Source organism: Achromobacter sp. 2789STDY5608621, assembly GCF_001299375.1.
GTDB lineage: Bacteria > Pseudomonadota > Gammaproteobacteria > Burkholderiales > Burkholderiaceae_B > Achromobacter > Achromobacter insuavis.
Genome location: NZ_CYTU01000001.1, coordinates 427,945 through 440,681, shown reverse-complemented (window position 1 = coordinate 440,681; position 12,737 = coordinate 427,945). Strand labels below are relative to the sequence as shown.

Sequence of the window (12,737 nt, the reverse complement as noted above, 5' to 3'; positions counted from 1 at the left end):
CCACGTCATGCGCGTCCTGCTCGCTTCCGATATCGAGACCAGCATCGCCCAGGCCCTGCAGGCGGTCAGCCACACGCATCCGCCCGATTTCGTGCGGGCGCTGAAGGCCGCCCACGACCGCGAAACCGCGCCGGCCGCGCGCCACGCGCTGCTGCAATTGCTGGTCAACAGCAAGATGAGCGCGCGGGCGCGGCGTCCGGTCTGCCAGGACACCGGCGTGGCGCATGTCTATGCCCGGCTCGGCATGGACGCGCGCATCCGCGCCGATGGCCCCGGCCCCACGCCCACCCTGCAGGCCCTGGCCGACCGGGCCGTGGCGCGCGCCTATGGCTGTGCCGCCAATCCGCTGCGCGCCTCGATGGTGCGCGACCCGCTGGGGCTGCGCCGCAACACCCGCGACAACACGCCCGCCGTGCTGCACGTGGAACTGGTGGAAGGCGACGGGCTGGAGCTGACCGTGGTCGCCAAGGGCGGCGGCGGCGACGTCAAGGCGCGCTACGCCATGCTCAATCCCAGCGACTCGGTGGCCGACTGGGTGGTGGCGCAGCTGCCGGGCATGGGCGCCGGCTGGTGTCCGCCGGGCGTGCTGGGGCTGGGCGTGGGCGGCTCGCCGGAACAGGCCATGGCGCTGGCCAAGCGCGCCCTCTTCACGCCGATCGACATGCCCGAGCTGCTGGCGCGCGGCGCTGGCGATCCGGCCGAGCGCTTGCGGATCGAGGTCCACCAGCGTGTCAACGCGCTGCGCATCGGCGCCCAGGGCCTGGGCGGCGACACCACGGTGCTCGACGTCAAGGTCGCGACCGCCGCCTCGCACGCGGCGCTGCTGCCGGTGGCGCTGCTGCCCAACTGCGCCGCCACCCGCTTCGTGACGTTCACCATGCCCGACAGCGGGCCGGCGCAATGGCCGCAACCGGACCCCGCGACGTGGGACGGCATTCCGGACGCCCTGCCCGCCAGCGCCGGCCGGCGCGTCGACCTGGACGCCCTGACACGCGCCGAGGTGGCATCGTGGAAGGTGGGCGAAACGCTGCTGCTGTCCGGCAGGCTGCTGACTGGCCGCGACGCCGCGCACAAGCGCATGGACGAATTGCTGGCGCGGGGCGAACCGCTGCCGGTGCCGCTGCAAGGGCGCGCGCTGTACTACGTCGGCCCGGTCGATCCGGTGGCCGGCGAAGCGGTCGGCCCGGCCGGCCCCACCACCGCGGCCCGCATGGACAAGTTCATGCCGCGCCTGCTGGCCGACAGCGGCCTGCTGGTGACCATCGGCAAGGCCGAGCGCGGGCCGCTGGCGGTGCAGGCGATCCAGACCCACGGCGGCGCCTACCTGAGCGCGGTGGGCGGCGCCGCCTACCTGGTGTCGCAGGCGGTGCGCGCGGCGCGCGTGGTCGCCTTCGCGGACCTGGGCATGGAGGCGATCTACGAATTCGAGGTGCGCGACATGCCGGTGACGGTGGCGATCGATGCACGCGGCCGCTCGGTGCATGCGGTGATCCCGATCCAGGCCGCTTGAGGCTGGCCACATGAGGCGGCTGCATGAAGCAGCCACGCCGTGCAGCCGGCGGCGCGATCTTCTATAGTGCCGCCAGGCGTCCGCCCCCGGGCGCCCGGCCGCATCGGCCGGTCACCGTTCCGTTCGTCGCGCCCCGGCCTTGAACCCACCCGCTTCCGACCTCCCGCCCGATACCGCCGCCCCGCTGCACCGCGCCGAATACGCGCGCCGCATGAACCGGGTGCTGGACCACATCGACCGCCACCTGGATACGCCGCTGGACCTGGCGCAGCTGGCGGACGTGGCCAACTTCTCGCGCTTCCATTTCCACCGCGTGTTCGCCGCCTGGATGGGCGAGACGCTGGGCGACTACGCACGCCGCCGGCGCCTGGAGTACGGCGCCTTCCTGCTGTGCTGCCGTCCGGCCGACGCCGTGCTCGACATCGCCCTGGCCACCGGCTTCGGCTCCGGCGAAGCGTTCGCGCGCGCCTTCAAGCAGAAGTTCGGCTGCACCCCCACGGCCTGGCGCGCCGGCGCCGACGCCCGCCGCCTGGCCGACATCCAGGAGCGCCGCCTGCGCCGGCGTGGCGCGGACAGCAATCCTGATCAGGCCGAGCGCAAGCCCGGTCAGGCGCCGGACGGGCAATCCCGCGACCATGACGGCTCCGTTTTCTTCAGCGAGCCCGCCATGGAAGTCCGCCTCATCGACCTGCCCGCGACCCGCGTCGCCTACCTGCGCAAGATCGGCCCCTACGGCCCTGCCATCGGCGAGTTCTGGCGCGGCGTGGTCAAGCCCTGGATGCTGTCGCACGGCCTGGACAACGCCGAGTGCTTCGGCGTCGGCCACGACGATCCGGCCATCACCGCGCCGGCCCGGTGCCGCTACGATGCCTGCGTCGCCGTGCCGGACGGCTTCCAGGCAGGCGGCCAGGCGCTGGTCACGACCTTGCCCGGCGGCCGCTACGCCGCCGCCGTGTTCAATGCGCCGCCCGCGCGCATCGCCGACGCCTGGATGACGCTGTGCCGCGAATGGCTGCCGGGCAGCGGCCTGCAATGCGACGAGCGGCCGCTGTTCGAACGCTTCCGCCCCGCCGACCAGGATCCTGCCAGCGGGCGTTTCGTGTGCGAGTTGTGCGTGCCGGTGCGGGCGCTGTAGTCAGCCGCCACCGCCCCCTAGGTCTGTTCCGGCAGGTAGCCGCTGTAGCCCATCAGGGTCGACAGCCGCTGGGCGACGTTGCCGACGATCTCCTGCACCTGGGCGATGCTGGGCGATTCCTTGCGGTCGATGCGCTCGATGTGCGGCACGTTGATCGCGGCGATGACGTGGTTGCCCACGCCCATCACCGGGTAGGCGACGTTGGTGATGCCGCGGATCTGGCGGCTGGCCATGCAGGCGCAGCCATTCTTGCGCACGTCCGCCAGGATCGGGAACAGTTCGCCCGGGTCGGACTCCAGCTCGCCTTCCACCTTGATGTGGGCGGCCAGCATGCGGGTGCGCTCGACCTCGTCGCGGAACGCCAGCAGCACGTGGCCCGAGGACGTGTCCGTCAGCCCCATCATCACGCCGACCTTCAGGCCGAACGACCAGCGCTCGGGGCTGTCGACCTGCGCGATCACCACCACCCGGCCGGCCTGGTAGACCGCCAGGTGGCAAGACTGGCGCGCGCGGTTGGCCAGTTCGCGCAGCAGCGGCAGCGCCACGCTCACCAGCGATTTCAGCGGCTGCTGACGGTGCGCCAGCTCGAACATCTTCAGCGTCAGCGTGTAGCGATCGTTGTCGTCGACCTGCACGAAGCCGCGTCGCTGCAGCGTCACCGCCATGCGGAAGATCTCGCTGACGCTGCGGCCGATCTTCTGCGCCAGCTCGGCCAGCGTGTAGCCGGCCGGGCTGGCCGCCAGCGCCTCCAGGATGTCCAGCCCCTTTTCCAGGGCGGGCGCGGCGTAGCGTTGCGCGCCCGGCGAGTCCGCGGCGTCGGCCTCGGGCGTGGCGGGATCGGGAACGGGAATCTTGGATGCGGTCATGGCGGCGGCAAAGGAGTGGAACCCGATTTTATTCGGCGCGGACCCAGGCCTGCAGGGCCTGGCGCTGCTCGCCCAGTCCGGCGATGCCCAGGCGCATCTCGTCGCCCGCCTTCAGGTAGACCGGCGGCTTCTGGCCCAGGCCCACGCCCGGCGGCGTGCCGGTGCTGATGATATCGCCCGGCATCAGCGACATGAAGCGGCTGATGTAGCTGACCAGCGTCTTCACGCCGAACACCATGGTGCGGGTGCTGCCGTTCTGGAAGCGGTGGCCGTTCACTTCCAGCCACATGTCCAGGTCCTGCGGATCGGCGATCTCGTCGCGCGTCACCAGCCACGGGCCGACCGGCGCGAAGGTGTCGCAGCCCTTGCCCTTGTCCCACTGGCCGCCGCGCTCGATCTGGTACTCGCGCTCGGACACGTCGTTGACCACGGTGTAGCCGGCCACGTAGTCCATGGCCTCGCTTTCTTCCACGTACGAGGCCTTCTTGCCGATGACCACGCCCAGCTCCACTTCCCAGTCGGTCTTGACCGAGCCGCGCGGGATGATCACCGGGTCGTTCGGGCCGCTCAGCGACGAGCTGGGCTTGAGGAACAGGACCGGCTCGGCGGGCACCGGCAGGCCGGACTCGGCGGCGTGGTCGGCGTAGTTCAGGCCGACGCAGACGATCTTGCCGACGCCGTTGACCGGGCAGCCGTAGCGCACCGCGCCGTCCACGCGCGGCAGGCCGGCGGGGTCGAGTTTGGCCAATCTGGCCAGCATCGCCGGGGCGATGGCGGCGGTGTCGATGTCGGCGACCACGCCCGACAGGTCGCGCAGCGCGCCCTGGGCGTCGATCAGGCCGGGTTTTTCCTGGCCGGGCTGGCCGTAGCGTACGAGTTTCATGCGGAATCCTTGAAAGGGAACAAAGCGGGACGGCGGCTCAGTTGGACCAGCCGCCGTCGATAACCTGGATGGTACCGGTGGTGAAGCCGGATTCGTCGCTGGCCAGGTAGACCACCAGCGCCGCGACCTCCTCGACCCGGCCGACGCGGCCGATCGGCTGGCGCGCCACGAAGGCGGCGCGCACCGCGGCCTCGTCGTTGCCCTGCAGCCGCGCCTGGGCGGCGATGCGTTCGCGCAGCGAGGGCGATTCGACCGTGCCGGGGCAGATGGCGTTGCAGCGGATGCCGCGCGCCACGAAGTCGGCCGCCACCGCCTTGGTCAGGCCGATCACGGCGGCCTTGGAGGCGCCATAGACGAAGCGGTTGGGCACGCCCTTCACGCTGGAGGCGGCCGAAGCCATGTTGATGATCGAGCCGCCGCGTTCCAGCATCGCCGGCAGGTAGGCGCGGAGGGTGCGGTACATGGTCTTGACGTTCAGGTCCATGCTGAAGTCCCAGTCGGCCTCGTCGCAGTCCAGCACCGAGCCCGCGTGGACGAAGCCGGCGCAATTGAACAGCACGTCGACCGCGCCGGTCTCGCGCGCGCAGTCGGCCACGGCGGCGCCATCGCGCACGTTCAGCACGCGGGTGCGCAATCCGTCCAGGCCGGCCGCGCGGGCCTCCTTCGCCAGGTCGGCCAGCGCGGCCTCATTGATGTCGGTGGCCCAGACCTGGGCGCCCTCGCGCGCCATGGCCAGGGCGCTGGCGCGGCCGATGCCGTTGCCGGCCGCCGTGACCAGCGCCCGCTTGTCCTGCAAACGTAGGGTCATGTCTCTTCCCGTGGGTGGATAGGCCTGGAGTGCCGGCCGGATGGCCGCCTTCATTTGCCTTATGAAAATTAAATTTCATTCATAAAAACAAATATACGGGATTTATGGCGCGCCGCAAGCCGACGACATGCCGAAAAACTCAGTAATTACCCGAATTTCAACCCCTTTTTCCTCACCCAAGGGCAAACGTGTGTTGACCACGAATATGAAACTTGCTTTTATATGCAAAACATCAACACACAAAAAATCATGACGAGACAAGCCACCCTGGACCCTCAGCTCCTGCTGATTTCCCCCGAAGACAACTGCCTGATCGTGCGCCACGCCCTGCCCGCCGGCGCCCGCGTGCAGCTCGAAGACGGCAGCGCCGTCATCGCCGCGCCGCTGGGCCTGGGCCACAAGCTGGCGCGCCACGCCATGCCGGCCGGCGAAAAGATCCTGAAGTACGGCGCCATCATCGGCAGCCTGACCGCCGCCGTCGCGGCCGGGGACCACATCCACACCCACAACCTCGACAGCGACTACACCCCCACCTACACGTTGGAAGAAGGCCGCGCCTTCACCGACCGGCACTGAGGTTTCCGCCATGACCGATCTGTCCCAGCCCCTGCAGGGCTATCCGCGCGCCGACGGCCGCAAAGGCATCCGCAACGTGGTCGTCGTCGCCTACCTGGTCGAATGCGCCCATCACGTGGCGCGCGAGATCGCGCTGGATTTCCGCGACCTGGCCGGCGACGTGCAGGTGCACCTGGTGGGTTTTCCCGGCTGCTACCCCAACGCCTATGCCGAACGCATGATGACGGCCATCGCCACCCACCCCAACGTCGGCGCCGCGCTGCTGGTGTCGCTGGGCTGTGAAAGCATGAACAAGCGCAAGCTGGAAGCGGCCATCGCCGACTCCGGCCGCCCGGTCCAGACCCTCACCATCCAGCAGCGCGGCGGCACCCGCAGCACCGTGGCCGAGGGCCGCGCCTGGGTGCGCGCCACCGCCCGGGACCTGGCGCAACAGCAGCGCGTGCCCATGGGCATCGACGAACTGGTGATCGGCACCATCTGCGGCGGCTCGGACGGCACCAGCGGCATCACCGCCAACCCGGCGGTGGGCCGCGCCTTCGACATGCTGATCGCGCAGGACGCCACCTGTATCTTCGAAGAGACCGGCGAACTGGTCGGCTGCGAATTCCACATGCGGCGCCGCGCCGCCACGCCCGAGCTGGGCGAGGAGATCGTGGCCTGCGTCAACAAGGCGGCGCGCTACTACAGCATCATGGGCCACGGCAGCTTCGCGCCCGGCAACGCCGACGGCGGTCTCTCGACCATCGAGGAAAAATCGCTCGGCGCCTACGCCAAGAGCGGCGCCTCGCCCATCGACGGCATCATCAAGCCGGGCGACGTGCCGCCCTTCGGCGGCCTGTACCTGCTGGACGTGGTGCCCGACGGCGAACCGCGCTTCGGCTTTCCCAACATCAGCGACAACGCCGAGATCGTCGAACTGATCGCCTGCGGCTCGCACGTGATCCTGTTCACCACCGGGCGCGGCTCGGTGGTGGGCTCCGCGGTCTCCCCGGTCATCAAGGTCTGCGCCAACCCCGACACCTACCGCGCCCTGGGCGAGGACATGGACGTGGACGCCGGCCGCATCCTGGAGGGCCGCGGCTCGCTGCAGGAGGTGGCCGAGGAGATCCACGCCCAGGTCCGCGCGGTCGCCAACGGCGCGCCCAGCAAATCCGAGGACCTGGGCCACCGCGAATTCATCCTCACCTACAAGGCGTTCGAGCCGATCGGCCCGTCCTGCCTGCCATTGAGCCGCGCCGCCTGACGCGGCCCCAGGGAGCGAGACGGTGAACTACACGTTTGATTTCGCCTCGGTGCTTGAACAGTGGCCCCTGCTCGCGCAGGGCGCGTGGGTCACGGTCAAGCTGTCGTTCTGCGCCACCGTGCTGGGCTTCATCCTCGGCACGCTGTGCGCGCTGGCGCGCAACAGCCGCCTGGGCTGGCTGCGCGCCGTGGCCGGCGGCTATGTGGAACTGATCCGCAACACGCCGCTGCTGATCCAGGCCTATTTCCTCATCTTCGGCCTGTCCAGCGCCGGCCTCACCATGCCGATCATGGCGGGCGCGGTGCTGGCGCTGGTGATCAACATCGGCGCCTACACCTGCGAGATCGTGCGAGCCGGCATCGAATCCATCCCCAAGGACCAGCTCGAGGCCGGCGAATGCCTGGCGCTGTCGCGGCTGCAGGTGTTCTGGCACGTGGTGCTGCGTCCCGCGGTCGAACGGGTCTATCCGTCGCTGACCAGCCAGTTCGTGCTGCTGATGCTGGCCTCCAGCATCATGTCGGCGGTGGGCGCCGAGGAACTGCTGGGCGTGGCCAACCGCATCCAGTCGGACACCTACCGCAACTTCGAGGTCTTCATCGTGCTGTGGGGCGTGTACCTGGCGCTGTCGTGGCTGATGCGGTTGGGGTTCTGGCTGCTGGCCCAGGTCGTGTTCCCGCGCCGGCGCAAGCTCGGCACGCCGCTGTAGGGGACGCGCCATGGCTTTCTTCATTCCCGAACAACACGCCTGGTATCTGGTGGAAGGCGCCTGGGGCACCGTCAAGCTGTCGGCCTGGACCTTCGCCGGCGGCGGCCTGGCCGGCCTGCTGCTGGCGCTGGCCCGCGTCTCGCCGCGCCGCGCCCTGCGCGCGGCCGCCGCCGGCTACATCCAGGTGATCCAGGGCACGCCGCTGCTGGTGCTGATGGGCCTGTGCTTCTTCGGCCCCAGCCTGTTCGGCCTGGGCGAGCTGTCGGCGCTGGCGGCGGCCGGCCTGGCCATGACGATCTACTCCAGCGCCTTCCTGGGCGAGATCTGGCGCGGCTGCATCCAGGCGGTGCCGAAGAACCAGTGGGAAGCGGCCGAATGCCTGGGCCTGTCGCGGCTGCAGCGCATGGCCAAGGTGGTGCTGCCGCAGGCGCTGCGCATCGCCACCCCGCCCACCGTCGGCTTCCTGGTCCAGATCATCAAGAACACCTCGATCGCCTCGCTGGTGATCGGCTATCCGGAGCTGGCCTACAACGCCAAGATCCTCAACAACTCGACCTTCCAGCCCTTCGTCTATTTCGGCTGCGCCGCCGTCCTGTACTTCCTCATGTGCTACCCGCTGTCGCGCTGGAGCCGTTCCTTGGAAAGGAGACTCAATGCATCCCGTCGTTGAACTGGACCAGGTCCACAAGCGCTTCGGCGGCACCCACGTGCTGCGCGGCGTGTCGTTTTCCGTCAACCGCGGCGAGGTCGCGGCCATCATCGGCAAGAGCGGCTCGGGCAAAAGCACCGCGCTGCGCTGCATGGACCGGCTCGAGACCACCGACGCCGGCACCATCCGCGTCTGCGGCCACGCGCTGCACGACAGCGACGGGCTGGACCTGCGCGCGCTGCGCAAGGACGTCGGCATCGTGTTCCAGAGCTACAACCTGTTCCCGCACATGACGGCGCTGCAGAACATCACGCTGGCGCCGCGCTCGGTCAAGGGCGTCAAGCCAGCCCAGGCGCGCGAACAGGCGATGCAGGCGCTGGCGCACGTCGGCCTGGCCGACAAGGCCGACGCCTATCCCGAGCAGCTGTCGGGCGGCCAGCAGCAGCGCGTGGCCATCGCCCGCTCGCTGGCGATGCAGCCCAAGGTGATGCTGTTCGACGAAGTGACCTCGGCGCTCGACCCGGAACTGACCGGCGAAGTGCTCAAGGTGATGGAAAACCTCGCCGCCGACGGCATGACCATGATCCTGGTCACGCACGAGATGGCGTTCGCGCGCGAAGTGGCCGACAAGGTCATCTTCATGCACCAGGGACAGGTCTGGGAGCAGGGGCCGGCCAGCATGCTGTCGGCCCCCGCCACGCCGGAACTGCGGCAGTTCCTGGGCAGCGGACTGTAGGGCCGCCGGCCCCGCCCCCTGCCCGATGACAACGACAATGGAGACAACCCGCATGAACAAGTCCGTATTTCCGCCGCGGCTGCGCGCCGCTTTCGCCGGCCTGGCCCTGATCGGCGGCCTGGCCGTGTCCGGCGCCGCCCACGCCGACCAGCTCGACGACATCATGAAGGCCGGCAAGCTGCGCGTGGCCATCGACCTGGGCGTGCCGCCCTACGGCATGAAGGACGCCGCGCTCAACCCCACCGGCTCCGACGTCGAGACCGCGCGCCTGCTGGCCAAGGGCCTGGGCGTGACGCTGGAGATCGTGCCCACCACCGGCGCCAACCGCGTGCCGTTCCTGCAGACCGGCAAGGCCGACATCGTCATCTCCAGCATGTCGGTCACGCCCGAGCGCCAGAAGGTCATCGACTTCTCCACGCCTTATGCCGCCATCCTGGCGGTGGTCGGCGCGCCCAGGGACATGAAGCTGACCAGCGCGGCCGACCTGTCCAACAAGAAGGTCATCGCCACCCGCGGCACCACCAACGACACCGAGCTGACCCGGATCGCCCCCAAGGACGCGCAGATCATCCGCTTCGACGACGACGCCACCTCGATCACCGCGGTGGTCAGCGGCCAGGCCGACATCTTCGCCACCGCGCCCGCCCTGCTGCGCACCATCAACGAAAAAGCGCCGGCCAAGCAGATGGAATCGAAGTTCGTGATGCGCCTGAACATGCTGGCCATCGGCCTGCGCAAGAACGAACCGGCGCTCAAGGACAAGCTGGACGGCTGGGTGCGCGCCAATCTCAAGAGCGGCGAGCTCAACACCATCTACAAGCAGTTCCACGGCGTCGACCTGCCGCAGGAAGTCGGCAAGGCCGGCGGCTGATCCAGGAGACCCCATGGCCCGCATCGCTTCCGTCGAGATCCTGCAGGTCGACCTGCAGCCCAAGGTCCGGCGCACCGACGCCGTGCAGAGCTTCGAGCGCCAGGAAACGCCGATCGTGCGCATCACCGACGCCGACGGCGTCACCGGCACCGGCTACAGCTACACCATCGGCACCGGCGGCTCGTCCGTGATCCGGCTGCTGGACGACCACCTGGCGCCGCTGCTCCTGGGGCGCGAGGCCGACGACATCGAACAGCTCTGGCGCGACCTGATGTACCGCGTCCACGCCACCACCGTCGGCGCGCTGACCTCGATCGCGCTGGCCGCCATCGACACCGCGTTGTGGGACCTGCGCGCGCGCCGCGCCGGGCTGCCGCTGCACCGGCTGGCGGGCGGCGCCAAGGCGGACATCCCGCTCTACACCACCGAGGGCGGCTGGCTGCACCTGCCGCCCTCGCAACTGGTGGAAGAGGCCCTCAAGGCGCGCGAGGCCGGCTTCGGCGGCGCCAAGATCAAAGTCGGCCGGCCGCACGTGGCCGAGGACGTGGCGCGGCTGTCCGCGGTGCGCGCCGCCGTCGGCGCGGACTGGGACATCATGACCGACGCCAACCAGGGTTTCTCGTTGCCCGAGGCGATCCGCCGCGCGCGCTGCTTCGAGCCGCTGGACCTGGCCTGGTTCGAGGAGCCCATCCACGCCGACGACGTGCAGGCCCATCGCCGGCTGAGCCAGTCCACCACCCTGCCCGTCGCCGTGGGCGAATCGCTCTACAGCCTGTCGCAGTTCAAGGACTACCTGCAGAGCGAAGCCTGCTCCATCGTCCAGGTGGACGTGGGCCGCATCGGCGGCATCACGCCGTGGCTCAAGGTGGCGCACATGGCCGAGGCCTACAACGTGCCGGTGTGCCCGCACTTCCTGATGGAGATCCACGTGGCGCTGTGCTGCGCGGTGCCCAACAGCCGCTGGCTGGAATACATCCCGCAGCTGGACATGGTGACCGAACACGGCATGCGCATCGAGAACGGCCGCGCCATTCCATCAGACGCGCCCGGCCTGGGCATCGCCTGGGACTGGGACCGCATCGGCAAGCTGACCCTGCACCGCAGCCGGCACGGTTGAAAGCGCGAGGCGGCCGGCCCATGCGGGCCGACCCGCCCTCACGCGGCGGCGGCATCCTCCAGGATCATCTCGGCGCCGCGCTCGGCCACCATCATCACCGCCGCCTGGGTGTTGCCCGACACCATCTTCGGCATCACCGAGGCGTCCACCACCCGCAGGCCGGCAATGCCGTTGACCCGCAGGCGCGGATCGGTCACCGCGCCGGCGTCCGCGCCCATGCGGCAGGTGCCGATCGGGTGATAGATGGTCTGGCCGTTGCGGCGCGCGAAATCCAGCCATTGCTCGTCGCTGTCCACGTCCGCCCCCGGACTCAGCTCGCGCTCGATATAGCGCTGCAGGGCCGGCCGCTGCACGATGCGCCGCGCCACCCGCATGCCGCCCACCAGGCTGTCGCGGTCGACCTGCGCCGACAGGAAGTTCGGCCGGATCGACGGCGCGGCCAGCGGGTCGGCCGATTTCAGGTGGATCGAGCCCACCGACTCCGGCCGCAGCTGCGCCACGCCGATGGTCATGCCCGGCTCGCGGTCGAGAATGCGCTCGGCCGCGTTGGCGTAGCTGGCGTGCACGAAGAAATACTGCACGTCGGCCGCCGGCAGGTCCGGCGCGCTCTTGACGAAGCCGTGCACCAGGCCCGTGCCCAGCGTCAGGATGCCCTTGTGGCGGGTGTAGTAGCGCGCCACCTGCCGCGCCAGGCGCCAGCCGCGCGACATCTCGTTGAGCGTCACGGTGTTCCGGACCCGCCAGTTCATGCGCGTGGCGAAGTGGTCGATGTAGTTCTCGCCCACCTGCGGCTGCGCGTGCACCAGCGGAATGCCGAACGATTGCAGCAGCGCTGGGCTGCCCACGCCCGACAGCTCCAGCAGTTGCGGCGACTGCACCGCCCCCAGGCACAGCAGCGTCTCGCGCCGCGCCCGCACGGTGAACTCCTGGCCGTTCTTGCGATAGGCCACGCCGACGCAGCGCTTGCCCTCGAACAGCAGCCGCGTCACGTGCGCGCCGCACTCCACCGTCAGGTTCCTGCGGCCGGCGGCCGGCTTGAGGTAGCCGTCCACCACGCTCCAGCGGCGGCCATGGCGCTGCGCCACCTGGTAGTAGCCGACCCCGTCCTGGCGGCCGGCGTTGTAGTCGGGATTGAGCGGCAGGCCGTCTTCCTGCGCCGCGCGCAGGAAGGCGTCGGACACCGGAAAGCGTTCGGCCACTTCCTCCACGTGCATCGGCCCGGACTTGCCGCGGGTCTCGCCGCCCGGCTCATAGCATTCAATCTTGCGGAACACGCGCTCGGCGGTGCCGGCGCCCCAGCCGCTGGCGCCGGCCGCCTCCCAGCCGTCGTAGTCCTGCGGCCGGCCGCGCACGTAGATCATGCCGTTGATCAGCGTCGAACCGCCCAGGCCCTTGCCGCGCGGCACGGCGATGGTGCGGCCGTAGACGTTGTCCTCCGGCTCGGTGGCGAAACGCCAGTTGTAGTCCGGGTTCACCAGCAGCTTGGAAAAGCCCGCCGGGATCGAGATCCACATGCTGCGCGCCTCGTGCCCGGCTTCCAGCATCAGCACCCGGTGGCGGCCGTCGGCCGTCAGGCGGTTGGCCAGGATGCAGCCGGCGGTGCCGCCGCCCGCGATAATGAAGTCGTAGTCGCCCAT

At 69.9% G+C, this 12,737-nt stretch carries 13 protein-coding genes; 9 read left to right on the top strand and 4 right to left on the bottom strand.

Annotated features, from left to right (window positions below; genetic code table 11):
• Window positions 1–7 precede the first annotated feature (7 nt).
• Window positions 8–1,510, top strand: coding sequence for a fumarate hydratase (locus tag AOZ53_RS02075; RefSeq protein WP_054486690.1), 1,503 nt, complete (start codon window positions 8–10; stop codon window positions 1,508–1,510).
• A gap of 139 nt (window positions 1,511–1,649) precedes the next feature.
• A complete protein-coding gene (locus AOZ53_RS02070) occupies window positions 1,650–2,645 on the top strand; it encodes an AraC family transcriptional regulator (RefSeq protein WP_231689779.1) in 996 nt (331 codons plus the stop codon).
• A gap of 17 nt (window positions 2,646–2,662) precedes the next feature.
• Here the strand turns inward: AOZ53_RS02070 and AOZ53_RS02065 are convergent, their stop codons facing one another.
• Genes AOZ53_RS02065 through AOZ53_RS02055 form a run of 3 tightly spaced genes read right to left on the bottom strand, consistent with a single transcriptional unit; the run spans window position 2,663 to window position 5,202 of the window.
• On the bottom strand, window positions 2,663–3,511 hold the full coding sequence (locus AOZ53_RS02065; protein ID WP_054474162.1) for an IclR family transcriptional regulator: 849 nt from the start codon (window positions 3,509–3,511) through the stop codon (window positions 2,663–2,665).
• A gap of 28 nt (window positions 3,512–3,539) precedes the next feature.
• Window positions 3,540–4,394 (bottom strand): fumarylacetoacetate hydrolase family protein, encoded by an 855-nt coding sequence (locus AOZ53_RS02060; protein ID WP_054431885.1) that lies wholly within the window; start codon window positions 4,392–4,394, stop codon window positions 3,540–3,542.
• 37 nt (window positions 4,395–4,431) lie between these two features.
• On the bottom strand, window positions 4,432–5,202 hold the full coding sequence (locus tag AOZ53_RS02055) for an SDR family oxidoreductase (RefSeq protein ID WP_054431886.1): 771 nt from the start codon (window positions 5,200–5,202) through the stop codon (window positions 4,432–4,434).
• Window positions 5,203–5,451: 249 nt separating this feature from the next.
• Between AOZ53_RS02055 and AOZ53_RS02050 the strand changes: the two genes are divergently transcribed.
• From AOZ53_RS02050 to AOZ53_RS02020, 7 genes are read left to right on the top strand one after another with little or no spacing between them, the layout of a single operon-like run.
• Window positions 5,452–5,778: a UxaA family hydrolase gene (locus AOZ53_RS02050; protein ID WP_054431974.1), complete on the top strand. Its 327-nt coding sequence runs from the start codon at window positions 5,452–5,454 to the stop codon at window positions 5,776–5,778.
• A gap of 10 nt (window positions 5,779–5,788) precedes the next feature.
• On the top strand, window positions 5,789–7,021 hold the full coding sequence (locus AOZ53_RS02045) for a UxaA family hydrolase (RefSeq protein WP_054431887.1): 1,233 nt from the start codon (window positions 5,789–5,791) through the stop codon (window positions 7,019–7,021).
• 22 nt (window positions 7,022–7,043) lie between these two features.
• Window positions 7,044–7,727, top strand: a complete 684-nt coding sequence (locus AOZ53_RS02040) for an amino acid ABC transporter permease (RefSeq protein WP_006387173.1) — start codon at window positions 7,044–7,046, stop codon at window positions 7,725–7,727.
• Window positions 7,728–7,737: 10 nt separating this feature from the next.
• A complete protein-coding gene (locus tag AOZ53_RS02035; protein WP_020928764.1) occupies window positions 7,738–8,397 on the top strand; it encodes an amino acid ABC transporter permease in 660 nt (219 codons plus the stop codon).
• Window positions 8,381–9,112, top strand: a complete 732-nt coding sequence (locus AOZ53_RS02030) for an amino acid ABC transporter ATP-binding protein (RefSeq protein ID WP_020928765.1) — start codon at window positions 8,381–8,383, stop codon at window positions 9,110–9,112. Before AOZ53_RS02035 ends, AOZ53_RS02030 begins: the two co-directional genes overlap by 17 nt.
• Before the next feature lie 52 nt (window positions 9,113–9,164).
• Window positions 9,165–9,983, top strand: coding sequence for a transporter substrate-binding domain-containing protein (locus AOZ53_RS02025; RefSeq protein WP_054431888.1), 819 nt, complete (start codon window positions 9,165–9,167; stop codon window positions 9,981–9,983).
• Between the two features lie 13 nt (window positions 9,984–9,996).
• The gene (locus tag AOZ53_RS02020) at window positions 9,997–11,100 is read left to right on the top strand and encodes a mandelate racemase/muconate lactonizing enzyme family protein (protein ID WP_054431889.1); all 1,104 of its coding nucleotides are present in this window, start codon (window positions 9,997–9,999) and stop codon (window positions 11,098–11,100) included.
• A gap of 38 nt (window positions 11,101–11,138) precedes the next feature.
• Here the strand turns inward: AOZ53_RS02020 and AOZ53_RS02015 are convergent, their stop codons facing one another.
• Entirely contained in the window at window positions 11,139–12,737 is a 1,599-nt protein-coding gene (locus AOZ53_RS02015) for a GMC family oxidoreductase (protein ID WP_054486689.1), read from the bottom strand.